General features: G+C 46.3%; 26 protein-coding genes and 1 riboswitch. Of the genes, 18 read left to right on the top strand and 8 right to left on the bottom strand.

The window, feature by feature from the left end; translation table 11 throughout:
- Window position 1: 1 nt before the first annotated feature.
- The 3 genes from RJ47_RS14520 (at window position 2) to RJ47_RS14510 (ending at window position 1,995) form a co-directional block, all read left to right on the top strand.
- Window positions 2-739, top strand: a complete 738-nt coding sequence (locus tag RJ47_RS14520; protein ID WP_039484641.1) for a hypothetical protein — start codon at window positions 2-4, stop codon at window positions 737-739.
- A 276-nt stretch (window positions 740-1,015) separates the two neighbouring features.
- Window positions 1,016-1,306, top strand: a complete 291-nt coding sequence (locus tag RJ47_RS14515) for a putative quinol monooxygenase (protein ID WP_039484640.1) — start codon at window positions 1,016-1,018, stop codon at window positions 1,304-1,306.
- A gap of 29 nt (window positions 1,307-1,335) precedes the next feature.
- Window positions 1,336-1,995: a nitroreductase family protein gene (locus RJ47_RS14510; protein WP_039484636.1), complete on the top strand. Its 660-nt coding sequence runs from the start codon at window positions 1,336-1,338 to the stop codon at window positions 1,993-1,995.
- Between the two features lie 74 nt (window positions 1,996-2,069).
- Here the strand turns inward: RJ47_RS14510 and RJ47_RS14505 are convergent, their stop codons facing one another.
- A complete protein-coding gene (locus RJ47_RS14505) occupies window positions 2,070-2,654 on the bottom strand; it encodes a TetR/AcrR family transcriptional regulator (RefSeq protein ID WP_005473883.1) in 585 nt (194 codons plus the stop codon).
- 251 nt (window positions 2,655-2,905) lie between these two features.
- Here RJ47_RS14505 and RJ47_RS14500 point away from each other — a divergent pair, with 251 nt between their 5' ends.
- Window positions 2,906-3,454: a carboxymuconolactone decarboxylase family protein gene (locus RJ47_RS14500; RefSeq protein WP_038135768.1), complete on the top strand. Its 549-nt coding sequence runs from the start codon at window positions 2,906-2,908 to the stop codon at window positions 3,452-3,454.
- A gap of 84 nt (window positions 3,455-3,538) precedes the next feature.
- Here RJ47_RS14500 and RJ47_RS14495 read toward each other — a convergent pair whose 3' ends face one another.
- On the bottom strand, window positions 3,539-3,964 hold the full coding sequence (locus RJ47_RS14495; protein ID WP_005473951.1) for a universal stress protein: 426 nt from the start codon (window positions 3,962-3,964) through the stop codon (window positions 3,539-3,541).
- Between the two features lie 186 nt (window positions 3,965-4,150).
- On the opposite strand from RJ47_RS14495, the gene RJ47_RS14490 reads away from it, so the two are divergent.
- From RJ47_RS14490 to RJ47_RS14480, 3 genes are all read left to right on the top strand, one after another.
- The gene (locus tag RJ47_RS14490) at window positions 4,151-5,074 is read left to right on the top strand and encodes a LysR family transcriptional regulator (protein WP_039484633.1); all 924 of its coding nucleotides are present in this window, start codon (window positions 4,151-4,153) and stop codon (window positions 5,072-5,074) included.
- Window positions 5,075-5,166: 92 nt separating this feature from the next.
- Entirely contained in the window at window positions 5,167-5,472 is a 306-nt protein-coding gene (locus tag RJ47_RS14485; RefSeq protein WP_005473891.1) for a PTS transporter subunit EIIB, read from the top strand.
- 72 nt (window positions 5,473-5,544) lie between these two features.
- Window positions 5,545-6,936 carry a glycoside hydrolase family 1 protein gene (locus RJ47_RS14480; protein WP_039484630.1) on the top strand — a complete coding sequence of 464 codons (1,392 nt, stop codon included), beginning with the start codon at window positions 5,545-5,547 and terminating at the stop codon, window positions 6,934-6,936.
- 24 nt (window positions 6,937-6,960) lie between these two features.
- On the opposite strand, the gene RJ47_RS14475 is transcribed toward RJ47_RS14480, so the two are convergent.
- Together RJ47_RS14475 and RJ47_RS14470 are read right to left on the bottom strand one after the other, a co-directional pair.
- Window positions 6,961-7,566 carry a TetR/AcrR family transcriptional regulator gene (locus tag RJ47_RS14475; protein ID WP_039484678.1) on the bottom strand — a complete coding sequence of 202 codons (606 nt, stop codon included), beginning with the start codon at window positions 7,564-7,566 and terminating at the stop codon, window positions 6,961-6,963.
- 122 nt (window positions 7,567-7,688) lie between these two features.
- Window positions 7,689-8,780 carry an efflux RND transporter periplasmic adaptor subunit gene (locus RJ47_RS14470; protein WP_039484627.1) on the bottom strand — a complete coding sequence of 364 codons (1,092 nt, stop codon included), beginning with the start codon at window positions 8,778-8,780 and terminating at the stop codon, window positions 7,689-7,691.
- Window positions 8,781-9,049: 269 nt separating this feature from the next.
- Here RJ47_RS14470 and RJ47_RS14465 point away from each other — a divergent pair, with 269 nt between their 5' ends.
- The 7 genes from RJ47_RS14465 to RJ47_RS21450 all read left to right on the top strand — a co-directional run bounded on the left by RJ47_RS14465 (window position 9,050) and on the right by RJ47_RS21450 (window position 17,373).
- The gene (locus RJ47_RS14465; RefSeq protein ID WP_005473990.1) at window positions 9,050-9,775 is read left to right on the top strand and encodes an IclR family transcriptional regulator; all 726 of its coding nucleotides are present in this window, start codon (window positions 9,050-9,052) and stop codon (window positions 9,773-9,775) included.
- Window positions 9,776-9,779: 4 nt separating this feature from the next.
- Window positions 9,780-10,613, top strand: a complete 834-nt coding sequence (locus tag RJ47_RS14460) for an arginase family protein (RefSeq protein ID WP_039484626.1) — start codon at window positions 9,780-9,782, stop codon at window positions 10,611-10,613.
- 544 nt (window positions 10,614-11,157) lie between these two features.
- The gene (locus RJ47_RS14455) at window positions 11,158-11,691 is read left to right on the top strand and encodes a TRAP transporter small permease (RefSeq protein WP_039484624.1); all 534 of its coding nucleotides are present in this window, start codon (window positions 11,158-11,160) and stop codon (window positions 11,689-11,691) included.
- The gene (locus tag RJ47_RS14450) at window positions 11,688-12,965 is read left to right on the top strand and encodes a TRAP transporter large permease (protein WP_038135785.1); all 1,278 of its coding nucleotides are present in this window, start codon (window positions 11,688-11,690) and stop codon (window positions 12,963-12,965) included. The genes RJ47_RS14455 and RJ47_RS14450 overlap by 4 nt, the downstream gene beginning before the upstream one ends.
- An 86-nt stretch (window positions 12,966-13,051) precedes the next feature.
- Entirely contained in the window at window positions 13,052-14,104 is a 1,053-nt protein-coding gene (locus tag RJ47_RS14445) for a DctP family TRAP transporter solute-binding subunit (RefSeq protein WP_038135787.1), read from the top strand.
- Window positions 14,105-14,663: 559 nt separating this feature from the next.
- Window positions 14,664-16,556: a PhoX family protein gene (locus RJ47_RS14440; RefSeq protein WP_039484621.1), complete on the top strand. Its 1,893-nt coding sequence runs from the start codon at window positions 14,664-14,666 to the stop codon at window positions 16,554-16,556.
- A 664-nt stretch (window positions 16,557-17,220) separates the two neighbouring features.
- Window positions 17,221-17,373, top strand: a complete 153-nt coding sequence (locus RJ47_RS21450; RefSeq protein WP_005473982.1) for a hypothetical protein — start codon at window positions 17,221-17,223, stop codon at window positions 17,371-17,373.
- A gap of 71 nt (window positions 17,374-17,444) precedes the next feature.
- On the opposite strand, the gene RJ47_RS14435 is transcribed toward RJ47_RS21450, so the two are convergent.
- Entirely contained in the window at window positions 17,445-18,347 is a 903-nt protein-coding gene (locus RJ47_RS14435; protein ID WP_039484619.1) for a LysR family transcriptional regulator, read from the bottom strand.
- Window positions 18,348-18,475: 128 nt separating this feature from the next.
- Window positions 18,476-18,588: riboswitch (TPP riboswitch) on the top strand.
- Window positions 18,589-18,663: 75 nt separating this feature from the next.
- On the opposite strand from RJ47_RS14435, the gene thiD reads away from it, so the two are divergent.
- The 3 genes from thiD to RJ47_RS14420 all read left to right on the top strand — a co-directional run bounded on the left by thiD (window position 18,664) and on the right by RJ47_RS14420 (window position 21,418).
- Window positions 18,664-19,494, top strand: a complete 831-nt coding sequence (thiD, locus tag RJ47_RS14430; RefSeq protein WP_039484616.1) for a bifunctional hydroxymethylpyrimidine kinase/phosphomethylpyrimidine kinase — start codon at window positions 18,664-18,666, stop codon at window positions 19,492-19,494.
- Between the two features lie 80 nt (window positions 19,495-19,574).
- Window positions 19,575-20,543: a sensor domain-containing diguanylate cyclase gene (locus RJ47_RS14425; protein WP_039484614.1), complete on the top strand. Its 969-nt coding sequence runs from the start codon at window positions 19,575-19,577 to the stop codon at window positions 20,541-20,543.
- Window positions 20,544-20,671: 128 nt separating this feature from the next.
- Window positions 20,672-21,418, top strand: coding sequence for a phosphatase PAP2 family protein (locus RJ47_RS14420; RefSeq protein WP_038212335.1), 747 nt, complete (start codon window positions 20,672-20,674; stop codon window positions 21,416-21,418).
- Between the two features lie 23 nt (window positions 21,419-21,441).
- Here the strand turns inward: RJ47_RS14420 and RJ47_RS14415 are convergent, their stop codons facing one another.
- Both RJ47_RS14415 and RJ47_RS14410 read right to left on the bottom strand, forming a co-directional pair.
- Window positions 21,442-21,726, bottom strand: a complete 285-nt coding sequence (locus RJ47_RS14415) for a hypothetical protein (RefSeq protein WP_038135803.1) — start codon at window positions 21,724-21,726, stop codon at window positions 21,442-21,444.
- Window positions 21,727-21,892: 166 nt separating this feature from the next.
- Window positions 21,893-23,068 carry an MFS transporter gene (locus RJ47_RS14410; protein WP_039484612.1) on the bottom strand — a complete coding sequence of 392 codons (1,176 nt, stop codon included), beginning with the start codon at window positions 23,066-23,068 and terminating at the stop codon, window positions 21,893-21,895.
- A 136-nt stretch (window positions 23,069-23,204) separates the two neighbouring features.
- Here RJ47_RS14410 and RJ47_RS14405 point away from each other — a divergent pair, with 136 nt between their 5' ends.
- Window positions 23,205-24,116, top strand: a complete 912-nt coding sequence (locus RJ47_RS14405) for a LysR family transcriptional regulator (protein ID WP_039484609.1) — start codon at window positions 23,205-23,207, stop codon at window positions 24,114-24,116.
- A 46-nt stretch (window positions 24,117-24,162) separates the two neighbouring features.
- Here the strand turns inward: RJ47_RS14405 and RJ47_RS14400 are convergent, their stop codons facing one another.
- On the bottom strand, window positions 24,163-25,248 hold the full coding sequence (locus RJ47_RS14400; protein ID WP_039484606.1) for a permease: 1,086 nt from the start codon (window positions 25,246-25,248) through the stop codon (window positions 24,163-24,165).
- Between the last annotated feature and the right edge of the window lie 162 nt (window positions 25,249-25,410).

Raw genomic sequence — 25,410 nt, 5'->3', positions numbered from 1 at the left:
GATGAAATTTGATAAAAACACCTTCGTTCCACGTGCTACCTTCGCCGCTATATTCGCCACGCTCATCATCGCACCACAAATTAAGGCCGAAGACGTTCAAGACATGAGTGACCCACTTGCGGTTTATACCCAAGCAGGAGCGGGTTGGACCACAAAAGGGGCCAACATTAAGCTGGGCCAATCTTATGATACAGGCCATGAAGAGACGATGGCTCAACATGTATTAGAGTTAAAAGGCATTGGCGGTGATTTACTGGGCACATCATCTCAGGCAACTGACTCGGTTGACTCGATGCGCTATCGTCATTTCCATGTTGATACCACTAACGGTCGAGGCAACCAAATTGACCTCAATTGGAACTTTGAGGCAGGAGTAGGTAACGCGTCTTACAGCTTGATCCAATCTTTGCCTAAACTGGGTGCGGTACAGCTTTATCCTTTAGCGGGACTTGGTTTAACGGTTGATGAAAGTGACTCTGGTTACTCGGTACCGTCATCATTTGGTTTAGTCGGCATGTACGGTAAAGTTGAGATCACCGACTCCATTTGGCTTAACTACAACCCTATGTACACCACTCAGCTTGGCGGTAATGACGGCTATCAAGAGAGCTATGGATTCGTCAACGAAGCGGCGATCGGCTATCAAATAACACCGAGGCAAAACATCCGCGCATTTTGGAACTGGGGTGAGACTCTAGATGGAACAGACTTTCGCGTCGAGATGAACTATCAGTTTTAACTCAGCTATCAGGCTTCGCATCGAGTGTGCCGAAGTCTGATATTTCTTTATCGGCTCCTTTAGCTTGGAAATTGAACAAGTGCCTATCGTCCGCTCTATCCTAGAGCTCTGGACTATGCCTCAGTATCAGCCTCTCTATTATCAAAAAATAATTGATAATAATTCAAAAATTAGACGCTTTATCGCGCTCTTATCCTGCCTTAATATCACTCTCAAGCAAACATAAAGCTGAAGCAATCAAAGTGGTTGCGGACGATAAATATCAAGGCTAAGTCGATGAGCAAATTGACAATTGTGGCAAATATTATTGCTAAGCAAGACAAAATCGAAGTGGTGAAAAGTGAGCTTATCAAGCTGATAGAGCCAACTCGCTTGGAAGAAGGCTGCATAGATTACAATTTGCACCAAGACAACGAGAATCCAGCGCATTTTGTCTTCCTGGAAAATTGGACATCACGCGAGCTGCTGCAAAAACACCTGCAAAGCGAGCACATTGCCGCGTACAAAGCCGCAACAGAAGTCGCGGTTGAACGGTTTACTCTCGACGAATTGACCCATATTGCGTAACGCAACCCCTATTATATTGAGGCACGAACATGACACATCCAATCATTAAAGACTTAAACACTCGTTACACCGCGAAAAAATACGATGCGACGAAACGCATTTCTGCTGACGATATCCAAGTGATCAAAGAGGCGCTGCGTCTATCGGCTTCGTCTATCAATTCGCAGCCTTGGAAATTCATCGTATTGGAAAGCGACGATGCGAAACAGCGTTTCCACGATACGTTTGCCAATAAGCATCAATTTAATCAACCGCACGCGAAAGAAGCTTCACACACTATTCTCATGGCTTACGATCCAAAATTCACCAAAGAGAAATATGCCAAGCGTGTCGATGCCGAAGTGACATCAGGCCACTTACCGGAAGAGCGTTACCACATGATGCTTGATGGTGCCTACGGGTTTGCAGAAGCGAATACCGACGAAAATGGCTTTAACGGCAATTGGACAAAAGCACAAGTCTACATTGCACTGGGTAACTTACTGCACACTTTGGCTCGCCTTGGTATTGATTCAACGCCAATGGAAGGGGTCGATCCAGAGCTTATCGGCCAGATCTTTGAGCAAGAGTTAGATGGGCATGTCTGTGAAGTGGCATTGGCGATTGGCTACCACCAAGGTGGGGAAGATTACAACCACGGCCTACCGAAAGCGCGTATGCACATGGATGACGTGATTGAAGTGCTTTAATCACAATATCCCTGAAAAAGACGACAAAGCCTGACCTTAGCGTCAGGCTTTGTCGTCTTTGCAATACTCAACACTTAAAACGGGTGATGAGTAAAAATATCGTCGATCATTTCTTCAAGCAGCGTGTCATCGTCGTTGGCTTTCGCGTAGGTACGCAAACCCGCAATTTGCACTTGGAGATGCCGAGCAAGTTTGTTGGCATCTTTCTCTGGAGAGAGTTCACCATGCTGCTGCGCTTGAACAATCACTTGTGCAAATGTCTCTTCCATCTTGCGAAAACAGGCTTGTGCTTGTTCTAGCAGTGCTTGGTGTTCATCGGTCAATTCTGCGATGGTTTTGGCCAACATGCACATTCCATTGGGCGCATGATGTTTCGTATTTATAACCACTTGTTTCACAAACGCTTTCAGACCATCCAGTGGCGAAGAGGAAGCTTCTAGGCAGGCGTTTAAGTTCTCAATACCCATCTGCGTGTAGTTGTTCAACGCTTCCTTAAACAGCCCATCTTTGCTGCCAAATGCTGCGTAAATGCTGCCTGGGCGCATATCGATCACGTCTTGTAAGTTTCTCATTGAGGTGGCGTGAAAGCCTTTTTGCCAATAGAGATCGGTGGCTTGATTGATGACCCACTCTCGGTCGAATTTTGCGGTTTTGCCCATGCTGTAGAAACTCAATGTTGAACGACAGTTCAAATTATAGGTGGTTTGTTAGGGGCGGTAAAGCTGTGATCAAGCATCTTTATCGTCTGTGATACTAGGCACATAAAAATAAATTACTGATTTTTAATGGCTTTAAAATTATTTGAACGATTGTTCAAATTAATTATTGAACGTTCGTTCAAATAGATCTATCGTATGTTCATCGCTAGGGCGTATCTAGCACTGAAAAACAAAGACAGGAAGGAAAGAAAATGAACGAGTTCAAACGCCACACTATTGAATCAGCACCAGAAGAGTCGAAAGCCATCTTGCAAGGTGCGCAGCAAAACATGGGCGCGGTTCCGAATTTACTTGCGACATTGGCTGAATCACCAGAAACGCTTAAGGCGTACAATCAGCTTCATGCTCATTTCGCCAACAGCTCATTTACCGCTGAAGAACTCACTGTTGTTTGGCAAACCATCAACGTAGAACACGAATGCCGTTACTGTGTTCCTGCGCATACATTGATCGCTAACTCAATGAAGGTGGATGAGAATATTACACAGGCGCTGCGAGACGGGACTCTGCTACCAACAGACAAACTTCAAGCCTTGCACGACTTTACCTTGAGCATGGTTCGTGCGAGAGGTAACGTGACTCAGGCTGATCTGGAAGCGTTTTATGCAGCGGGTTACGGCCAGCAGCAAGTTCTAGAAGTGATTCTGGGTTTGTCGCAGAAAGTGATCAGTAACTATGTCAATCACGTGGCGAAAACGCCATTGGATCCTATGTTCCAACCTTTTGCGTGGGGCAACTGATTCACTCGATTACTGGTCATAGATCAGTAATGCATATTTTTAGTAAGGCCCAAAGAGTTTGGGCCTTTTTTTGTATTTGCTCGATCAAGATTCAATCGGTACCACGAGTATATCCACAGGAGACTTGTTGATGAGGTGCTGCGAGTAAGAAACAATGCGACTCCAAAAGTCTTGGTGGTGGCCGCATATTAAAAGATCCACTCGGCTGTCTTGAATCACACCATGCAGCTTGTCGCTCAAATCCCCGGTTCCGATAAAAAACTGGCTGATGGGGAAGTTGGCATTGTCTTCAAATGCCTTGAGCTGCTCCATTTTATGGCTATCGAGTGGTCTTAGATCTGGGGTCGCTTTGATGTCGACAATATCAGGGTAGATTTCGCCGTGCGTCCCGTCGATATGAATAAAGGAGATACGTGAATCAAGCTGCTTAGCAAGAAAAACAGCGCGCTCAATAAGGATGTTACTCTCTTCTGAAATCTCTAATGCGACAAGGATATGTTTGTAATGCATAACCAGCCTCTTCCTAATCAATACACACATATAGAGAATAGACGCTCCAAAGAGCAAAGATTGCTAACTCGATCTCGCTCCGAATAAATACTCAATCTATTTCATTTGATATTGATCTTTGTCAGCTTGAGCTTTTCATCAAAGGCGGTGTAATCTTTCGATAATTATCAAACAGGAATAGATAATATGTTGCTTGAAGATCTGCACGTAGTACTGAAAGTGGCTGAGATGCGCAGTATTACTAAAGCTGCCACCGCGCTAGATATGAGGACTGCAACGGCGAGTGCAGCTGTGAAACGTGTTGAAGCGTCACTTGGCAGCGAGTTGTTTATCCGCACAACACGGCAATTGAGGCTCTCAAGTGCAGGTGAGCGCTATATCCCAGAGTGCGAAAAGGCGCTGGAGCTATTGTCGCAAGCGAAGCAGCTTATGCGAGAAGAACAAGGGGAGATCGACGGCGAGGTGAGAATTTCACTCTCCTCAGACCTTGGGCGTAATGTTGTTGTCCCTTGGTTGGATGAGTTTTTAGACGCGCACCCTAAGTTGTCGTTGCGCACCCACTTGAGTGATAGCAATGTCGATCTCTACCGTGATGGCGTGGATATCGCACTGCGTTATGGTTCACCGACAGATTCAAACCTGTATGGATTTAAGATATGTGATATTCGAAAAGTATTGTGTGCCAGCCCTGAGTATTTAGCCAAACATGGCGAACCCAAACACCCTGATGACTTAAAGCATCACAATGGGCTGTTTTATCAGTTACGTGATGTGCTGAAAGATGAGTGGGAATTTGTCAAAGATGGGCAAGAGATCAAAGTAAAAATGTCGGGAAATCGGGCATCAAACGATGCGGATTTGGTAAGACGCTGGTGCGTGGCCGGAAAAGGGATCGCGATAAAATCTTATTTGGATATGTCGAACGATTTGCTGGCGGGAAATGTCGTGGAAATCATGCCTGACTACCAGCCCACAAGCAGTGAATTGTGGTTGGTCTGCCCAAGTCGTCGCTCTATCACACCCACTGTGCGCTTGCTGCGCGATATGTTCCGCGAGAAGACACAACACGTGTGCGACCTGCTTAATCAACGGGGCATTATACGCTCGTAATCGTCTTTTTGCTTAGGTCTTGCTTTGAGTCAGAGAAACGCGAAAGTGCTTGTGTTACATGTGAGGTTTATTTCGCTTAAAACGGCACGACTATGTTTCGTAAAATTATTCAAACCATAAAACGCTTAGGCTCAACGAACAATAACTATGAGCAAGAAGTCACCGAGATCGTCGACGCGATTGGCGGTCTTGACAATATTTTGGAACCTGGCGCGTGCGCGACTCGCCTTCGACTGACACTTAAGCAGACCGCTTTGATTGATAAAAAACGTCTGACGGACAGCGGCGCATTTGGCGTTGTGATCTTAGATGAGCAACATGTGCAAATCATTTACGGGGTTAAGGCGAATAGCTACTCTCAGATCATTGAAGAGCGTCTACAAACTAGGAAAGGGTAATCTAAAAAACCGGCCCTATTTTGCGTCGAATATCGGCGTAGACTAATCCAAACAATCATTCGAAGAGCACAGATTATGTCATTTCCAAAACACTTTCTTTGGGGCGGCGCGATTGCTGCCAACCAAGTCGAAGGCGCCTTCAATCAAGATGGCAAAGGCTTGTCTACCTCAGACATGTTGCCAAACGGTATTTTGAGCCCTCACCAAACACGGGAAGAACGAAACGAAGGAATCAAAGATCTCGCCATCGACTTTTACCATCGTTACCCAGAAGATATTCAGTTGTTTGAAGAGATGGGTTTCAACTGCTTACGTTTGTCCATTGCTTGGACGCGCATTTTTCCAAATGGTGACGAGTTAGAACCCAATGAAGCCGGTCTTGCCTACTATGACAAGTTGTTTGATGAGTTAGCCGCACACGGGATGCAGCCGTTTGTCACCTTATCGCACTATGAGATGCCTTACGCATTGGTGGAAAACTACGGCGGCTGGGGGAGCCGAGAGCTCATCACCTTTTTCGAACGTTACGCACGCACGGTGTTTGAGCGTTATAAAAACAAGGTCAAACTTTGGCTAACCTTCAATGAAATCAACATGTCTTTGCACGCGCCTTTTACCGGGGTTGGTCTTCAAGAAGATGCGAGCGAGCAAGCGATCTACCAAGCGATTCATCACCAACTTCTTGCCAATGCCAAAGCGGTGAACCTGTGTCATCAAATCATCCCAGATGCCAAAATCGGCAATATGCTGTTGGGGGCGCTTTATTATCCGTACACCTGCAACCCAGATGATGTTCTGGCAGCGAGGCATGAGAACAATCAATGGCTGTTTTTCGGGGATGTGCAAACACGTGGTAAGTACCCTGGGTACATGCAACGTTATTTCCGCGAAAAAGGGATTACCATCGATATGCAAGAGGGCGATCTCGAACTGCTGGCCAGCGCGAGTGTCGATTTTATTTCGTTTAGCTATTACGCCAGTGGCTGTGCTAGCGCCGATCCCAAAGATAAAGAAGTCGGCAACATCGTTTCAGGTGTGCCGAATCCTTACCTTGAGAAAAGCCAGTGGGGTTGGTTGATTGACCCGAAAGGGCTGCGAGTGTTGCTCAACTTTTTATACGACCGATACCAAAAACCGTTGTTTATTGTTGAAAACGGGTTGGGCGCGCGTGATGAAGTGACACCAGAAGGCGAGATTATTGATGACTATCGCATCGCGTACTTAAATGATCACCTCGTACAGGCTCAAGAGGCGATACTCGATGGTGTTGATTTGATGGGCTTTACCAGTTGGGGACCGATTGACTTAGTCGCGAACTCGACTGCCGAGATGAGTAAACGATACGGCTACATTTATGTGGATCGCCATGATGATGGAAGCGGCACGCTTGAACGTAAGCGCAAGAAAAGCTTCTATTGGTATCAGGACGTCATCCGCAGTCATGGTCAGACATTGAGCAAATAAACGAATGAGGAGCCAATTGGCTCCTCATTTTGTTTTTTGGCAGGACAGAAAAAAATCAATGGCAGATTCTAAGTTGCGTTGTCGCTCGCTCAGATCATTGGGTGCCATTCCCAAGAAAACAGGAAAAAAGGTTCGCCCTTTGATTAACGCCCATAAATTGGTCGCCAGCTCTGCACTGTTTTGCTGCGGCAGAGCACCATGATGAATGGCAGAATCTAACCAAGCCTCCATTGGGCAGGTTTTAATGCTCTCAACATTATTCAAATGACATTGACCTTGGCACATGGCTTCAATCGTAATGGCAACCAGCAAACGGCGTCTTTCGCACTTCATCACTCGCTCAAGCTGAGTGGAAAAAATGTCGATCAGCTGTTGGCGTAAACTCTGGTTGGGGTCGAACGGCGGCAATGCGTGATTAAGCTTCTCTTCTTCCATGATGTGCTCAACAACCGCTTGGTAGAGATTCTCCTTTGACCCAAAGTGAGAATAGACCGTTGGTTTGGTTGTTCCTGCTTGCTTGGCGATGACCTCCAAAGAGGCGCCTTGAACGCCAAGCTCTTTATAACATTCAATTGCCGCTAAAATAATACTCAGCTTGGTTCGTTCGCTGCGTTGACTTCGTTTATCCATACCTTTATCCGTACAGGATGGGGAAAGCTGAGAAGCTACCATAGTTTGTCGTTCCTTCTACTATTGGCGCGGTGTTTTGAGAGTTTTTTCATCTTTTAGTCGCTCGTTCGCTGCTTTTAGCATCAAGGTGCGCGATTGAGTATTTCGTTAAGCTGGTTGACGATATTGACCATAGGGTCGATTTTTTTACCAACGAGTTGCGGCGCATCAGGTGTCGATAACACAAAGTCGGTCGCTTCAATCCCCTCGGCGATGGGCACATAACCTGTATAGCGCTCTTTGATTGTTGCAAGAGTCACTTGCTTTGGCCGCACAATCCGTTGTTCGTCAAGGACAAAGAGAGTCGGGATGCCGTCCTCAGTATGTAGCGCGATTTCTGGCACAAACAGCTGGGGTTTTGGCTCTGGGCTATTGAGGTAGAGTGTCGTCTTCGAGCCAATCAGGTGTTCGCCATTACCATTGTCAAACACCGCATAGGCGGATAACTTTGCATGTTGTTCAGAGAGGCTTGAGTCGACGTACTTGAGCTTGCCATCAATAAAGCCCCCCTCCGCTGATTGAAGCGACGCTTTTAAGGTGTCGGGCTCGTTATTCAGGACTTGGCGGAAGGTATTGAGCACCTCTGGTGAGGCCATAAAGTGCACTTCAACCGTATCAGTGGCCACCAGTTCAGAAATTAGATCTCCCGCATTGACAAGGTTGCCCGTATTAAAGCGAATTTGGCCCATTTTGCCCGAAAATGGCGCGTAAACCGTGGTCGACTTCAGCGCCTTTTGCGCATTGAGTAAATTGTTTCGTGTTGCGTCGACGGCTTTCACAGCGGTATTGATCCTTGGATCGTTTTCATGAGCGGTACGGGTGAGCTCTATGATGTTTCTTGTCGCCATTTGATACTCATACTCTGCCGCCTTAACTGCGAGGGCGGGCAAAGCATCATCAAAGCTAAATATCGGCTCTCCTTGGTCAACGTATTCGCCATCCTGAACATAAATCGTATCGATTTTTGCGCTATGCTCAGCAATGATTTGGGTGAATTGCGATGGCTTAATTTCGCCATCGAGTGGGGTTAACTGGGTGACTTGGCGCTCGATTGGAAACTGAACCACGTAAGCGGTGGGCTGCGCGTTTGGTCCAGCTTCTGAACGCTGACAAGTAAAAAACAGAATCGGAGCAAGAGTAAAAGTAAGGCCAACAGAAAGGGCGAGTTTGTTCATGTCTGTCCCTGGATTATTATTGTTCTGGCTTATTGGATTGGTAAATGGTGCTGATTTTATTATCGCTCCCAAGAATATTTTAACTTTACCGTTAAGTAAAGTTATTGGCAGGTTCAAGAGTGAGACAAGGTTAAGACCAGAAAACAGCGGTACGGGTTAATTCTCGGATTATGAGAAACTATTGTGACTAATGCTTATTAATTCCTACAGGATAAGAATACAATTTGATCATCAACCAATTCTAGCGATACAACAAGAGCGTGAACTCTATGAAGCAGAGTAGTGGACAAGTAAACGAGAAGGTTCTGCAGTTATTAATGCAAGTGGCGGTGAATGATGAGCCGGTGACTGCCAAACAGCTCAGCGAGCAGGTAGGAACACCAATCAGTAGCTTATATCGCCATCTTAAACTGTTAAAAGAGTGGAACCTGATTGAAGAGAGTCCATCAGACAAGACCTTGATCATCGGTCCGGCTGCATTGATGCTAATGCGCAGTTACGAAACCAGCCAGCACGATTTGGATGCGGTTGATGTGGTGCTAAATCGGCTGCAAAAACAGACCGGTGAAATGGCGGCGTACATGGTGCCTGTAGGCTACAGAGCGCTGTGTGTGAGTCGTAAAGAGAGTATGCAGGCGCTTCGTTGCAGCTACGTCCAGGGTCAAAGTCAACCTCTGCTGCGAGGCGCCTCATCAAAGGTGATGCTTGCGTATATGCCTGCGCAGCGATGCGAAAAGATCTTACGTTACTTTGGCGAATACAACCATATTTCGCAGTGGCAAGAAGAGTTGGCGCAAATCCGCAATCAAGGATACGCGCTCAGTACTTCGGAGATCGACTCAGGGGTGTCAGGGATCAGCGCACCAGTGATGAAAGGAACAAAATTGGTCGGAGCGATTTCGGTCATGGCGCCTGCCCATAGGGTAGAACAAAACCGGCAAAAGATAATTTTGCACGTTCTTCAAGCAGCAAGGGCTTTGCCCCCAGAAAGGTAATGCGATGTTTGGGCTATTTCGACGTAACAAAACACACAGTATCACAGGTATTTCTTCACATCGGTTAGCGTTGTTGACCGTATCGGAACGAATTAAGCCAATGAAACAGGTGGACTTTGAGATAGCCGATCAGAGCTTAGAAGAGATGTTTGACTGGCTAATGTCGTTGGATCAATCGCACTGGTTAAATGGTGGTCACTACAATCTCATGGAGCAGTCTGCCAATCAGTTCCAGTTGCACCTCAGCCGTTTTCTAGGCTCTGATACTTTGCCCGTTGTGCTGACAAACAATAGCGAGAGTTTGCTCTACAGCTTGCCTCTTCTTCATTCTTCGCAGCGAGATTTAGGCATAATTCATATTGGTCGGCAGTTTGAGTTAAAAGCGTCACTAGAGCCTGACCAAGGCTCGGCCTTTCACTTCGCATTGTCACGCTACAATGAATGCCGATTGTTCTGTTTGGGGATTGACAGTGCCAACATTGACGAGCGAACCATTGAGTATGCAGAAGATCTTGGCTGTGATTGGTTAACGTTGCCAGAGTGCAATTTTAGTCATCGTTTTCAAGTGAAGCAGCAGATCGCGACGTATCTTACCCATTGTGAAGAGGTGATACTCAACATTGATCTTGCGTGCTTATACCCAGTTTCTCGTTTGGAGCAGGGTAGCGCATTGGATATTCAAATGGTCAGCCGTATGTTGAGACAAATCTTGATTTCAGGAAAGGTGCGCCAAATTCAGTTGGTCGGCTATAAAGATAAACACCTGTTCTCCAAACAAACTCAGGCCATTTTCCATGAGCTTGCCCAAATGTTTCCATCGAACAACTGCGCAGCTTAATGTTACTTTCTAACATCGCAATTTTCTTGTGCGAGGCAAGGCTAAGCGATGTTAGCGCTAAGCGTAAGTGATGAATTGATGAGTAATAATGAGCCTTGCTTGTCGGGGCTCAAGCCATTCACGGTTGCACATTCTTCTTGTTCAGTTTTGTCCCTTTTCCCATCATTCCCCGTCCTTTTCGAGTGTGACCAAATTCACTTTTTAGCAACAAAGTCCTTACTCTTTGTGCCGTGTTACTTTTCTCCCAACTAATTATACCTTTGTCACTAACCCTTTGATCTGGCGTGTCTCGCGCAATGTTACTTTTTAACAATCAAGTTAATCTTCATAAATCGCCCAAAAACTAAATTTATTTAAAAACAATAGTTTAAGTTTGATTTGTTGGTCTCGTGTTAGAAACTATCACACAAATTTATTTTTGTGATCGTGAACACTTCACCACAATTATCTTATCGGTATGGTTAATTTATCCGCACTTCAGTGAGCAAAACTTATGCGGAAGCGCCTCCAAGGAATGCTGTCAAAAAGGAAGGACAATGGGTTTATGACATTACCGAATAACATCATTGCAACAACAAAAAATCGGCTAAATAAAGCCAATCAATTTGCAGTGGGAATTTTGACTGTCTTATTGATATTGGATGTTTGGCTAGGCGTGTTGGATCGCTACGTACTCAAGCTGCAATTGGTGTGGGTTGAAGAGCTGGCACGTTACATCATGATATGGGCAATCTTAATGGCGGTGCCATGCTGTACCGCAGGAAGAGAACATATGGGGTTAGAATTTGTCACTAAGCGTTTTCCCTATGTCGCCCAACAAGTGGTTAAGATTGGCGTTGGCGCGCTGACTTTTAGCTTCTTTGGCTACATCGCCTACTTGGGCTATACCTTTGCAGAAAAGGGCGCAAATCAACTTTCAACGGTTTTCTCTATGCCAATGGCTTATGCCTATGCGGCAATCCCCGTCACTTTTGCTCTGTCCAGTTTCCAAGCTTTGTTGGTCTGGCTTGAAGATATCTACGCGCTGAAGCTGTACTTAGCGTCTGAAAAGTTTGATGTGCAAGGAGAGCAGTTATGATTGTCGGCGTAGTGTTTTTATTATTAATGCTGATTGGCGCTCCGATTGCTATCGCGTTAGGTGTGGCAGGTATCACCGGGATGTACGATATGGGCGGTGCACACTTTGCGTCGCTGGCACCAAGTAAGATCTTTAATGGCTTAAATATATTCCCTTTCTTAGCGATGCCGTTTTTCATCTTAGCGGGTGAGATCATGAATCACACAGGCATCACTAATCGACTCGTCTACCTGTCGGAAGCGTTGGTTGGTCACTTTCGTGGTGGTCTCGCGCATTCAAACATGGTGGCATCGGTGTTTTTCTCAGGTATTACCGGTTCAGCCACCGCGGATGCCGCGGCATTTGGTCGAACGCTGGTGCCAGCTATGGAGAAACAAGGCTATTCGAAAGATTATGCTTGCGCGGTGACGGCGGCGGGCTCAATCATCGGCCCTACCATTCCCCCATCAGGGCTTATGGTGGTTTATGGCTCCCTTATGGGGGTGTCGATTGGCGGCTTATTTGCAACGGGTATTTTACCGGGCATCTTGGTGTGCCTAGTATGTATGGCAATCATTGGCGCAATGGGTAAACGCAAAAACCTACCAAAGATGAGCCAAAAAGCGACGCTCGCTGAAGTACTGGATCACTTTAAAAACTCAGCCTTAGCATTGCTGATGCCACTTATTATTCTTGGCGGGATTGTGTTTGGCATTGTGACGCCAACGGAAGCGGCATCAATCGCGGTGGCTTACGCGCTGGTAATTGGTACCTTCATCTACCGGAATCTAACGCTAAGTGCACTCTTTCAAATGGTGATTCGCACGGCACAAATCTCGGCGGTTATCTACCTCATCATTGGTTCCGCTTCGATTCTTGGCTGGTGGTTGAGCTTTAATCAGATCCCACAGATGATTGCGGACATGTTTATTTCATTGTCGGACAACCCACATGTGATTTTGGCGCTGATCATCGCGCTTCTACTCACGGTTGGCATGATCATGGATATCAATGTGATGTTGATTATCCTAGCGCCAATCTTAGTGCCATTGACGATGGAAATCGGTATGGACCCGCTGCATGCAGGTATCGTCTTTATTCTTGCTCTTAATATCTCATTGATGACACCGCCAATAGGGGCTTGCTTGTTCGTCCTTTCATCCGTCACAGGGGCAAAAATAGAAGGCATATCGAAAGAGTTAATGCCGTTCCTTATCGGCCAACTGCTGCTGTTATTCGCTATCGCATTTTTCCCAGACATAGTGCTGTTTATCCCACGACTGCTGGGCTACTAGCACTGCAACACCCTGACCCTACAAATCCTGGCTATTGCATTAGCCTAGCCAGGTAATAACTAAAATTCATACATAATGGAGTTATTATGAAAAAGCTAACCAAATCACTGATCGCAACTGCTCTGGCAACCAGTCTTTTTACCGCCCCTTTTGCTATGGCAGAAAAGGTCCTGCGTATCGGCCATGACAATAAAGCTGACATCATGGAGAACCCTGCCCACGCATTTACTGGGGTGTTTAAAAACATTGTTGAAACGGCAACCAACGGTGAAATTAAGGTTCAAGTATTTCCTAGCAACCAATTAGGAACGGCGAAAGAGCACATTCAGATGGTGCGTGATGGTCAGCTGCAAGGAACACTTTCGCCCGTTGGTCCTCTTGCCGGCTACTACCCACGTATTGGTGTATTAGATGTGCCTTTTGCATTTGATAACAACGCGTCTACCTATGAAGTGCTTGATGGCAAGTTTGGTAAGGCGTTAGCGGGCGACATTGAGGCAGAACTGAAAGATGTCAAAATCTTAGGCTTCCCAGATACAGGCGGCTTCTTCTCAGTGACTAACTCTAAGCGCGCCATTGAAGATCTCGATGATTTTAAAGGTTTGCGCATTCGTACCATGACGCTGCCAACACACCAAAAAATCATTCAGTCTCTGGGCGCAGAAGCGTATCCGCTCTCATGGGGCGAAGTCTATTCATCTCTGCAAACAGGCGTGATTGATGGTCAGATGAACCCTGTACCTACGGTCTCTTTCGCTAAGTTTAACGAAGTGCAGAAATACCTCACCCTGACGAATCACTTGTTTGCCCCATACACTTTCATGGTGAACAAAAGCTTCTACGATGGGTTAACGGAAGAAGAGAAGAAGATTGTTTCCGATGCGGTCGAGATTGCATTGAGCGCTAACCGTGGTCTATCACGGTTGATTGAGGCATCAAGTGATCGCGGTCTAGAAGGGCTGAAAAAACGTATGAAGGTCAATTCACTAAACGCTGAGCAGCGTGAGTCAATGCGAAAAGCAACGCAGCCTGGTGTGATTGCTTACGTGAAAGAAACACACGGTGATAAAGGTACTGAACTTCTGAACCTATTCCTTGAGGAAGTCGATAAAGCCAACCAATCTACCTATTTGAAATAGGCTCTCTCCAGCCACTTGCCCCGACACGCGTTGGGGCTTTTTTTGTTTTTAAGGGATAAGTATCCCGTCGTGCTGTCGATAGTGAAGTTCTGCTTTCTCATTTTACAGAGCCTAAAAACGCAAAAGCTGGCGATTAAGCCAGCTTAGTTTTTTGGGTTAGCACATTAAGATTCTTTGTTCGCGTTTTTGTTCGACTCTTTCCAATACTGAATACGAACGCGATGCAATTGTGCTTTTCTCATTTTCTTCATGATATTCCCTCACGTAAATACAAATCCGCTCTTCACTGAGCTAATGTGAATCAAGTTCCTCATGAACAAGACTCAATTTAGCCGCCAATTTTCAAAAAAGCTAGGGTTTGGTTCACAATTTTTTGCATGTATGCCGTACCTTATTTACCAAAATTGAACCATAGCGCACTTTAATGAGTTTGCCATGTAAGTGTCGTTTTTCTGTAAAGGGTTCTTAACCCATAAGAAACAATAAGTTAATTTCTCTGTCATTTACGGCTTCTACCATTCCTTGGCAATTTTTATTAAAACTAAGCAAGGAGTCAGCAATGTGTCCAGTTTCAAGCGATAAGCGTGATAATCAGGATTCTGAGTTCAGCCAAATGATCGATGCTCGTCTGTCGAGACGCCGATTTTTAGCTGGAACAGCGGCAGTAAGTGCAAGTGCATTTCTCTCGCTAAACCCGATCACAAAGGCTTTCGCTGCAAAAGGTGAAAGTGCTCTGCTCAACTTTGAAGCGGTTCCAGCATCGACAGCTGACGCATTCATCGTACCTAAAGGTTATAAAGCGACCCCATTACTTTCTTGGGGAGACCCAATCTTTAATGGCGCGCCTGAGTTTGACCCAAGTGGTAAGCAAGGCTCTGACGCACAGCTTCGTCAGTTTGGTGACAACACCGACGGCATGAGCTTTTTCCCAATCAATGACAACCGCGCAGTGATCGCGGTAAACAACGAGTACACCAATTACGATTTGCTGTTTGATCACGGCGGAAAGGCGATGACAGCAGACGACGTTCTTAAAGCGCAAGCAGCGCATGGTGTTACCGTGTTTGAAATTATCAAATCCGATAACGGTTGGACGCTCGACAAGAGCGGCGCACGCAATCGACGCATCACCGCAAACACGCCTATGAGGCTAACCGGCCCGGCTGCGGGGCACGATCTGATGAAAACCGAGCTAGACCCTTCAGGTATGACGCCGCTTGGCACATTCAACAACTGTGCGAATGGCCAGACGCCTTGGGGAACTTACCTCACGTGTGAAGAGAACTTTAACGGCTACTTTGGTACTAGCGCGAGCGCAGAGCTAAGTGATGATCACAAGCGTTATGGTGTGAAAGCGGCGAAGAGCAAGTATCAGTGGCATGACAGCGACGAGCGTTTTGATGTGGCAAAACATCCGAACGAACCACATCGCTTCGGCTGGGTTGTTGAGATTGACCCGAATGATCCAACATCAACGCCGCTAAAGAGAACAGCTTTAGGTCGTTTTAAGCATGAAAATGCAGCGCTACTGATCAACGATGACGGTCACGTGGTTGTGTATCTCGGTGACGATGAGCGCGGAGAGCACTTATACAAGTTTGTATCGAAGAACAAATATCAGCCAGGCAACGACAAAGTAAACCGCAACCTACTAGAAGAGGGCACTCTGTTCGTCGCCAAATTTGAAATGGATGATAATGAGCTCAAAGGCAAAGGTCAGTGGATTGAGCTGACACATGGCAAGAACGGTTTAACTAAAGAGAACGGTTTTAATGACCAAGCAGAAGTGATGATTTTTGCTCGCCGCGCTGCGACACAAGTTGGAGCCACCACGATGGATAGACCGGAGTGGGTTGCGGTGCACCCAGACAACAACCATGTGTTCTGTACGCTAACCAACAACAAAAACCGAGGTGTGAAAGAAGGTCAACCTGTTGGTGGTCCTAACCCTCGTAAAGAAAACCACTATGGCCAAATTGTACGTTGGGTACCGCAAGCCGGTGACCATACCAATGCGGGATTTGAGTGGGACCTTTACTTAATTGCAGGTAACCCTGAGGTCCACAAAGGCAACCTATATGCAGGAAGTGCCAACATTACCGCAGACAACATGTTCAATAGCCCAGACGGGATTGGTTTCGACTCTGCGGGACGCTTGTGGATTCAAACCGATGGTAACTACTCGAACAAAGGGGACTTTGCAGGACAAGGCAACAACCAAATGTTGTGTGGTGATCCAATGACCGGCGAAGTTCGCCGTTTCTTGACTGGACCAATTGCGTGTGAAATCACGGGGCTGACTTTCTCAGCAGACAACAAAACGATGTTTGTGGGTGTCCAGCACCCAGGTGAAAAAGGCGCGCCTTCTCACTTCCCAGGTGGTGGTAACAGCAAGCCGCGTTCAACGATCATGGCGATCACCCGTGAAGATGGTGGCGTGATTGGCGCATAATCACAATTAAAGTGGTGTAATCAAAGCTTCAGAGTGCCTGACTCTGAAGCTTTTTTTATTCTCAGTTCCTTAAAAGTTGATACCAGCGCGACTATCTATACTGCACAAAGCCTAAAAGCCAAAAATGGATAATATCTCCATTATTGAAACAGCAATGGCTAGGCTGTTTTTTACCAATTACTCACCGTAAAGACAGGACAACATTGAAATATCGCGCCTTGTTGGGAGTTAATTACGTGCTAGATTTGGTTTTTTACAAGGTTGTAACGTCAACTCTCAGTCACTTTTTTGTCAATTAATTGCTCTCTTAAGTGGAAAGGTAGCGCAAGTTTAAGTGGTAATTTTACCGTCTTGAGTGGGATGCAAGCTCAAAAGCAAGAAAAGTGTGACTTTGTATAAATTTGCTACTAAATCTAGTTGCTTCATTTGTACGGTATGTCTATATTGAAAGAGTACCCAAACTAACCAAAGGTGTTTAGACCAAGTCGATTTCAATAGTTAATACGAATACACTGCACGATACAGAAACACAACTTTGCGCGATTTCGCGCTGTGTGATTCCAAAACGTAAAAGAATAAAGTATTGCATGACGGCCTTCGCGATTTAGCGGCATCTTATGGTTAGCCAGGTATTGGTGATGTTAACCATGGAGGAGATTAGGCTATGATATCAGTGATTCTATTCGCATTAGCAATTGTGGTTTTCTTCTGTTGTTGGACTGCCCAACACGGTCTACCTGTGTTAGGAATGAAGCTCGATGAGACCGACCAACTTCTATTGTCGGAAGTGCTCGGTGAAGAAGTTCTAGAAGCATAAGCTACCCACTCAGTCGCGCAGGGGGCACCTACGGGTCCTCCTAGTGCCTGCCTTACTATATATACTCCCCGCTATTCTCTCTTTGCAATGCTGTGCTCAATGGTCTCCTTAACGGTCTTAAACCTTGCCGGCCAATCGCGGTTCTTTTTTGAAAGTAAGTAGAGGCTCTCGGTTATTGAGCTTGGTAATGGATAGACCGTGACCTGCTCTCGGTGGGTAAAACTTTCCAACGTGCTTTTTGGCAAAATAGTAAACCCTAGCCCTTTCGATACAGGCAGAAGAATTTGCGCGAGCTGATTGACGTAGCCCGTCATTGGGACGTCATTCATAGCTAAGCTAGCGAGCTCGGGATCATCGAACTGTGAAAAATAGAGCGCGAAATAGTGGGCAGCATCAGGGTGACGAATAAACCCTAGCTGCTTGAGTGTATCTACGCTTAGTGGCTGCTTACTCGCAGGATGACTGGCGGGTAACATCAAGCACAGAGGCTCATGCCCGAGTTTTTCGCTGTGGAAGCGAGCGTCATTCGGCACTCGTGTCACAATCCCAAGGTCGGCGCGATCGTCGAGTATGTCATTGAGGATTTTATGCTCCGGCGCTGCCTCGACTTGTGGAATGAGTTTTGGGTAGTGGCTTTGCAACTCCAGCAAGGCGGGGTAAAGCATCAGGGCCATTGAACCGGAGCAAGAGAGCGACACGGCTCCAGCATAAGGATCGTCTTCGCCCAATGAGGCAAGGAGCTGCTGTTCACTCTTCTTAAGACGTTTGGCGTAGTCGTAAACGGCGCTTCCTTGCTCGGTAATCGAGAAACTTTTCTTATCTCGCTTAATCAATAGATAGCCGCATGCTTCCTCAAGCTTTTTTATGTGTTGAGTGACGCCAGGCTGAGTCATGAACAGCTTATCTGCCGTTTTGGTAAAGTGACCTGTATCGATAAGAGTGGTAAACGTTTTTAACCAAATAGGGTTGAGCATGATGCTGACTTCATAAAATACCATTATGAAAATTAGGTTAAGCGATAATTGCTAGTTTGTGTAGCAACCTTCGCCTGAACGGCAAAATTATTGTGTGCATCGTGCTTATGATTGCTGTTATTATTCTCAGCAAATAGTCGGGGGGCCTGACCATCATTGATGGCATGGCTGAGATCGCACTGCGAGACCCGTTGAACCTGATTCAGTTAACACTGACGTAGGGAACTATTCGCGTGACACTGGGTAGAGTGTCCGCACTCGCCGGCGGTTTTTCTGCTGGATGAGAGTTCCTGTACGTCTTGTAATAGGAGCACTCATGCCACATTCACAAGACAATATCCCCATCGTATTGACCATTGCTGGCTCAGATAGCGGCGGCGGCGCGGGCATTCAAGCCGACATCAAAGCCATCTCTGCAACCGGCAGCTATGCGTGTTCGGTCATTACTGCCATTACGTCACAAAACACCCTCGGCGTATCCGCTATACATCCAATCCCTGTTGATCATATTGAAAGTCAGCTCGATGCCGTTTTTTCAGATCTCAACATCGTTGCCGTAAAAGTGGGGATGCTCGCTGACATCGAAATCATCGACATGGTTGCGCGAAAGATTCGTCAATATCAACCAAAGCATCTTGTGGTAGACCCTGTGATGGTGGCGACCAGTGGCGATTTGTTGCTAAAACACCGCGCGATAGAGGTCTTGAAGCGTGAATTGCTGCCATTGGCCGATCTCATTACCCCTAATTTGCCAGAAGCGGCCGCCCTTATTGGTGGGCAAGTGCCTAAAACTGAGGATGATATGGGGGCGATGATTGAGCAACTGAGAGGGCTCGGAGCGGATGCTGTTTTACTCAAAGGAGGGCACCTTGAGAGCGATGACAACAGCAACGACCTACTGATTGAAGCCAAAAGTAGTGACTTATTGCGCGCGCGACGCTTTGCGACGAAAAATACCCACGGCACTGGTTGCACCTTGTCATCAGCGATTACGTCTTATCTCGCTCAAGGGAATCGTCTTCACAAGGCGGTGTATCTTGGCAAGCAGTATATTTCTCAAGCGATCTCTCATGCAGATGAGCTCACAGTGGGTCGTGGCCATGGCCCAGTCCATCACTTTTTCCCCGGTCATATCAATGTGAGATAGCCCCCCACTTCAAACACCTACATAGAAACGAAGCTATTGCCTGCTAAGCTGATAAAAGATGCCAACACAGGGAAATGGTAATGAAAGAGCCAGCAAAGCCAGACAATGAAGAGCAGCGCATCGCTGACTTACAAGGGCTGAATATATTGGATACTGAGCCGGAAGAAAGATTCGATCGTGTAACTCGTCTGGCTAAGCGACTTTTAGATGTCCCGATTGCGGTCGTTAGCCTTGTTGACAGCAATCGGCAGTGGTTCAAGTCGTGTCTTGGTCTTGATGCGACCGAAACGCCGAGAAGTATCTCATTTTGTGGTCATGCAATTCTTGGAGATGAGCCTTTTATTATCCCCGATGCCAAACAAGATACGCGGTTTATGGGCAACCCATTGGTTGAAAATGAACCGCATATCCGATTCTATGCCGGCATTCCATTGGTCTATCACGACAATAGCAAGCTTGGGACGCTGTGTGTCATCGACACCAAACCCAGAGAGTTGCAGCCTCATGAAGTCCAAGATCTGGTCGACTTAGCAAAAATTGCCGAGCAAGAACTCGCGAACAGTCTAGAGGCGACCCTTGACTCTTTAACCAAGGTGTCAAATCGACGTGGCTTCAACGTGTTGGCTCACAAGTCTATCGAGTACTGCCGTTTTGGCGGTCTAGCGGTGTCGGTTGCCTACTTCGACCTCAATGACTTTAAACTAATCAACGACAATTACGGTCACCAAGTGGGTGATGAGGTGTTAAAAAACTTCGCAGGATTATTGAGAGCATCTTTTCGAGACTCAGACGTGCTTGCCCGAATGGGGGGCGATGAGTTCATCGTCTTGATGTCAGGGGCTTCGGAGATTGTTGCGAATGTTGCAGTGGAACGTTTTCGCCGCTGTGTAGCGCAGTACAATGAGACGGCTGAGCAAGAGCAAAAGATTCAGTTTAGTGTTGGATTGGCCGCGGCAAAGGTCACGTGTGATTTCTCACTCAATAACCTAGTCGAATTGGCCGATCAGCGAATGTATGACGCAAAAAAAGCTCAAGCTAACAAGCGCTAGGCTAAGCGTTTTGCGATCATCTTTGGCTGCTGAAATGAACTTTCATCGAATTGACATAGTGTTGATAAAGCTCGCAACAAACAGGCGTTAAATACGGTTCATGTTGAGTTGTGGAGCGGTGAATTCGAGTGAAAAACTATCTGATGAAAAAGCAGTATGGCTTGGGGTTATTGGCCATCTTGGTGCTATTGGTTTCTCCAATGTCACTGCTCGTTAGTCATATCGATTTACTGGGTGACGTCTCTTTCGAAGAAGGGCTTTTTTATACTCTGCTCACTGATTCCGCTGGCTCACAAGGCTTTCTCATTACCTTGCTAGTGCTGTCATTGTTGGTCTGGAGAAAACGCCCGTCTACTCAAAACTTGCTTGCCAACGGCGTCCAACTGGGGGTGATTTTGTTGATTGGTTTTGCGGCTAAAACCGGGCTGAAAATCATGACAGAAAGCCCTCGACCTTACACGGAACTTTTGTCTCACCAGCTTCTCATTCCGCAGCCGGAGCATTTTTACAAGCTCAACTCGACACAAAAAGCTGAAGTTATTGATGGCATTTCGACTCAAGTAAGCCAATGGAGAACTCGTCATTGGCAAGGCGAAAAAGATTATTCGTTTCCTTCAGGTCATACGATTTTCGTGGCCATCTGTATCGCGTTTTTTGGTGGGCTATTTGTGCAATCAAGAGAGTACGGACTCGCCGCTGCGCTCATGTTGTGGGGGCTCGGTGTTGCGTATAGCCGACTGTGGCTCGGAATGCACCGACCAATAGACCTTGTAGGTTCTATCGTCTTTGTTTCCGCGGTTTATCTATTGGTGCCTCAGTTCCATACATTGAGCGAAAAGATCCTCCTCAAGCTTCCAATCTTGACTCACAAATAGACCAGCTCAAATACAGCGTTTGTTTAGAGATCCCGCATTAGCGTCTCTAACTCTTCGTTGGCTGAATCAATCAAGCGGTTGATTTCTTCCGCGTCTTTGTTGGTTAGCTCAAGTTGCCAAGGTTTTTGCTCGCCCTGAGCAGACAATCGAGTATATTGGCCAACTTTTCTAAAGCTCAGCTCAGAAAATTCGGCTTGGTGATGAACCTTGTTTTCCTTAATGTCGACATCGAGTAAGCCGACAGGATTGATCTCCACATGAGCATGGTTTTGGTCATGAAGTTGATAGTCTCTATGTACGGAAATCATAAGCGGCTCCTTACTATGGTGAACGGGTGTTTAAACAAGTGTAGGATAGGGAATTTGAACGCTACTCGAAATAAATACCAAGATTGATCTGGCTTAATAAACGCGACGATTTTTGCTGACAACGTCAGCATTGGCATTAAAAAAGCTGCCAGAGGCAGCTTGTTCGTTAGGCTTGACTGAGGGGGCTCAGTATTTCTCTGTGGTTAGCTCTGACGATAAAGATCACGCCGATCAAAGGGACCACTACAGCGGCAAATGGAATCATGCCTGCGCCAAAGTGACTGTCTATCACCACACCTCCTAAGAACCCGCCAAATGCGTTGGCCAAATTAAACGCGGAGATGTTTGCTGTTGCCGCGAGCTCTTGTCCTTCGCCACCGTGGTTCATGACTCGTAACTGCATAGCTGGAACATTCGCGAAAGAGGCGATACCGAATACAAAGGCAGCAGCGATAAAGAGCCAAGAATGGCTAAGGCTTAGCCCAACCAAAAGCAGTGAAACAATCATTGCCAGAGCCCAGTAGATGGATGCGTTATGAAGATTTTTATCTGAGGAACGTCCACCCATATGGTTGCCGATGATCAAACCAATCCCAACGATAACCAGAATCCATGTTACGTCTTGCGCATCGAATCCGCTAACGTGCATAGCGATAGGCGCTAAGTAACCATACAAGGTCATGAAGCCCGACCAAACCAATACGGTAACCGTTAAACTGATGAGAAGTAGAGGATTCTTAAATGCAATTAACTGAGTTTTGACCGCTTTTGCTTGCTCGTGTCCATTTGATTGAATCACAACCGCAATAAAGAACAAAGCGATGGCACCGAAGGCCGCGACGGTAAGGAAGGTAGTATGCCATCCAAATTGCAGACCAATCCAAGTGCCCCCTGGCACCCCTAACACGTTTGCTAAGGTTAAGCCTGCAAACATCTGTCCAACGGCGCGACCAGCCATGTTTTTGGCAACCAGTCCTGTCGCAACCACAGCACCAATACCGTAAAACGGACCTTGAACCAAACCTGTGATTACGCGGCTGGTCATCAATATCCAATAGTTTGGGGCGTAAGCAGAAAGTAGGTTACCAAGAATAAATAGCACCATTAGCCCAGCCAGCACCTTCTTCTTATTGAAACGAGCGAGGTATATCGTGAGGAGTGGGCCGCCAAACACAATCGCAAGTGCGTAGCCACTAATTAGGTAGCCCGCTTGACCTTCAGTAATTGAAAGAGTGTGAGCAACTTGAGGCAATATGCCCGCGATAACAAACTCTGCTGTGCCAATTGCGAAGGCAGCTAAGGTTAGAATCCACATCTGCAGTGGCATCTTTTCATTTTTCATAGCAATCTCATTTTGGGTTTCGATGGCAAGTCGAGGGACTTGTCTGAATAGCGTCAGTATATTGATTCGAAAAAATTTGATAATTGGCTATTATTTGAATTTATTATTCAGTTATTCCAAATAATGAGGTAGGAGCATGGATAAGTTCGCCGATATGGAAATGTTTGTTGCCATTGTTCATCACAGAGGCATGGCATCAGCTGGGAGAGCTTTGGGGCTATCGCCCGCGACCGTGACGGCTAGGCTGCAAAATTTAGAGCAGCGCTATGGTGTGAAGCTGCTGAATCGAAGCACTCGTCATTTGTCTTTGACGGATGCAGGGGCGCTTTATCACCAATCGTGTATTGAAATATTGGAAAGCGTTCGAGCGACTGAGAATGTGCTTCAAACCGGGACCACAGAGGTAAAAGGACCGCTTAAAATCTCAGCTCCGAAAGACATAGGTAAGCAATACATTGCGCCATTGCTGTCTTCTTTTTGTCGTAAGTACCCAGATGTGATTCCCTTTCTCTATTTGAATGATGGGTTAAGCAACATGGCAGAGTCTGGGCTGGATCTGGTGATTCGCTATGGGGAGCTAGCAGATAGCCAACTGATTTCGCGCAAGTTAGCAACTAGCCAGCGAGTGCTGTGCGCATCTCCTCAATACCTTGCAGATTACGGAGAGCCAGAAAGCCCGACAGAGTTGATGGCTCATCAATGTCTTGCATTGATAAGAGGGAATGAAGCGCTGCAGCATTGGTATTTTGCCGCTAATGGGGAGCAGCAATCCATTTCTATCATGCCAAAACGGTATTCAGATGATGGGGAGGTGCTTCGTCAGTGGGCGATTGACGGTGAAGGGATCGTCATGAAGTCGATTCTAGATGTCCAACAAGACATTGCTCAAGGCCGTTTGGTCACCTTGCTTGATGGCTATACGAAGAATTTTAGTCAGGTTAGTGTCGGCCAAAGCGCAGATTTACACGTTATCTATCAAAGCCGCGATTATCTACCCAAGCGAATGCGACTGTTTTTAGATCACTTGTATACTGCATTCGATGCCTAGAAAAATGGTCTGTGATAAGCAGAGTGGTCTGCTTATCACGATTTGTTTAACCAAAGAGCACGCTATACAGGAAGCCTGCGCCTATCGCCATCCCTAAAATGACAGTCAAGAAAGCCGCGATCATTTGGTTTTTGAAGATCGACTTAAGCAAAATCACTTCCGTCAAACTAGCTCCTGCACTACCAATGATCAATGCCATCACAGATCCTAGCGCCATGCCTTTTTGTACCAGAGCTGCACTTAATGGAATGACGGCTTCAGCACGAATATAGAGTGGAATACCGATAACCGCAGCAACAGGAATCGCATACCATTTACCTGCACCAGCGTATTCAACGATCAACTCCGTCGGAATGAAGCCATAGATAAATGAACCGATCGCAATACCTAGCATCAAGTACGGAAAAACTTGTTTAAAGTCTTTCCAAGTGGATAACCAGATATTCATCCAACGGCTTGGTTGTTTGCTTTCAATGAGCGTTGCAGTGGCGCTGCCATCTGGACCACAGCAACTGACTTTAATTTTAGGTTCGGCGTTGGTGCTACAGCAAGTGCTCTGCGCCGCCACTGGCAAAGTTGGTTCACCACAAGCGGCTTTTTCACTGCATGAATTGGCTTCTATTTTTATAGGCTTGCGCTCTTCACGGCTTGCTCTACAACTCGAGTTTTCAACAGCTTGATAGGCTTCTGGTTTTACGTATTTTTCAAAGCCAAGTTTTTCTAATACATAGCCAGCAACAACCGATACCGTCATTGCGATCAGGAAGTAGAACGCGGCGACTTTCCAACCGAAAGTCACGACAAACAAACCAATGATGACAGGGTTAAGCAGTGGACTACCAAACAAGAAGACCATCATCGGGCCAAACCCGGCTCGAGCTCGCAATAACCCTTTTAGGAAAGGAATGGTTGAACAAGAGCAAAAGGGTGTAATTGCGCCTAAAAGCGCTGCAACAATATAACCTTTGCCATTACGTGAGCTTAAGATTGACTGGATCTTTTCTGGGGTTAGAAACTCTTGTAACACGCCAACAATATAGCTAATGGCCAAAAACAGAATGATCAACTCTGCTGCGAGAAAGGCAAACATATCGAGGGCTTCGCTTGCCATGGTCATAAATTCATTGTTCATTGCTTGACTCCATAATGAGTAGGACGAATATATTTCGATTATTTTGGAATTATAGAAATCAAAGGAAAGACAGGTCAATGTTTATTTCCATAAATATCGAAATAAAGGCATCGAGTCATGGCGAGCCGTTGTTGGCTAGGTAATTAGGGTCTGTTGACCTTT

The sequence above is a fragment of the Vibrio sinaloensis genome (genome assembly GCF_000808535.1).
Taxonomy (GTDB): Bacteria; Pseudomonadota; Gammaproteobacteria; order Enterobacterales; family Vibrionaceae; genus Vibrio; species Vibrio sinaloensis_D.
The sequence above is the reverse complement of the archived record's forward strand: the minus strand, read 5'-3'. Positions and strand labels throughout refer to the sequence as shown.

What these genes read in the sequence shown, in the direction of transcription:
- RJ47_RS14400 (WP_039484606.1), bottom strand. Translation starts at nt 25,248, where the DNA reads ATGAACAATGAATTTATGACCATGGCAAGCGAAGCCCTCGATATGTTT.
- RJ47_RS14440 (WP_039484621.1), top strand. Translation starts at nt 14,664, where the DNA reads ATGTGTCCAGTTTCAAGCGATAAGCGTGATAATCAGGATTCTGAGTTC.
- RJ47_RS14505 (WP_005473883.1), bottom strand. Translation starts at nt 2,654, where the DNA reads ATGGGCAAAACCGCAAAATTCGACCGAGAGTGGGTCATCAATCAAGCC.
- RJ47_RS14425 (WP_039484614.1), top strand. Translation starts at nt 19,575, where the DNA reads ATGAAAGAGCCAGCAAAGCCAGACAATGAAGAGCAGCGCATCGCTGAC.
- thiD (WP_039484616.1), top strand. Translation starts at nt 18,664, where the DNA reads ATGCCACATTCACAAGACAATATCCCCATCGTATTGACCATTGCTGGC.
- RJ47_RS21450 (WP_005473982.1), top strand. Translation starts at nt 17,221, where the DNA reads ATGATATCAGTGATTCTATTCGCATTAGCAATTGTGGTTTTCTTCTGT.
- RJ47_RS14450 (WP_038135785.1), top strand. Translation starts at nt 11,688, where the DNA reads ATGATTGTCGGCGTAGTGTTTTTATTATTAATGCTGATTGGCGCTCCG.
- RJ47_RS14515 (WP_039484640.1), top strand. Translation starts at nt 1,016, where the DNA reads ATGAGCAAATTGACAATTGTGGCAAATATTATTGCTAAGCAAGACAAA.
- RJ47_RS14475 (WP_039484678.1), bottom strand. Translation starts at nt 7,566, where the DNA reads ATGGATAAACGAAGTCAACGCAGCGAACGAACCAAGCTGAGTATTATT.
- RJ47_RS14520 (WP_039484641.1), top strand. Translation starts at nt 2, where the DNA reads ATGAAATTTGATAAAAACACCTTCGTTCCACGTGCTACCTTCGCCGCT.
- RJ47_RS14490 (WP_039484633.1), top strand. Translation starts at nt 4,151, where the DNA reads ATGTTGCTTGAAGATCTGCACGTAGTACTGAAAGTGGCTGAGATGCGC.
- RJ47_RS14410 (WP_039484612.1), bottom strand. Translation starts at nt 23,068, where the DNA reads ATGAAAAATGAAAAGATGCCACTGCAGATGTGGATTCTAACCTTAGCT.
- RJ47_RS14500 (WP_038135768.1), top strand. Translation starts at nt 2,906, where the DNA reads ATGAACGAGTTCAAACGCCACACTATTGAATCAGCACCAGAAGAGTCG.
- RJ47_RS14495 (WP_005473951.1), bottom strand. Translation starts at nt 3,964, where the DNA reads ATGCATTACAAACATATCCTTGTCGCATTAGAGATTTCAGAAGAGAGT.
- RJ47_RS14465 (WP_005473990.1), top strand. Translation starts at nt 9,050, where the DNA reads ATGAAGCAGAGTAGTGGACAAGTAAACGAGAAGGTTCTGCAGTTATTA.
- RJ47_RS14435 (WP_039484619.1), bottom strand. Translation starts at nt 18,347, where the DNA reads ATGCTCAACCCTATTTGGTTAAAAACGTTTACCACTCTTATCGATACA.
- RJ47_RS14470 (WP_039484627.1), bottom strand. Translation starts at nt 8,780, where the DNA reads ATGAACAAACTCGCCCTTTCTGTTGGCCTTACTTTTACTCTTGCTCCG.
- RJ47_RS14445 (WP_038135787.1), top strand. Translation starts at nt 13,052, where the DNA reads ATGAAAAAGCTAACCAAATCACTGATCGCAACTGCTCTGGCAACCAGT.
- RJ47_RS14460 (WP_039484626.1), top strand. Translation starts at nt 9,780, where the DNA reads ATGTTTGGGCTATTTCGACGTAACAAAACACACAGTATCACAGGTATT.
- RJ47_RS14405 (WP_039484609.1), top strand. Translation starts at nt 23,205, where the DNA reads ATGGATAAGTTCGCCGATATGGAAATGTTTGTTGCCATTGTTCATCAC.
- RJ47_RS14415 (WP_038135803.1), bottom strand. Translation starts at nt 21,726, where the DNA reads ATGATTTCCGTACATAGAGACTATCAACTTCATGACCAAAACCATGCT.
- RJ47_RS14510 (WP_039484636.1), top strand. Translation starts at nt 1,336, where the DNA reads ATGACACATCCAATCATTAAAGACTTAAACACTCGTTACACCGCGAAA.
- RJ47_RS14485 (WP_005473891.1), top strand. Translation starts at nt 5,167, where the DNA reads ATGTTTCGTAAAATTATTCAAACCATAAAACGCTTAGGCTCAACGAAC.
- RJ47_RS14455 (WP_039484624.1), top strand. Translation starts at nt 11,158, where the DNA reads ATGACATTACCGAATAACATCATTGCAACAACAAAAAATCGGCTAAAT.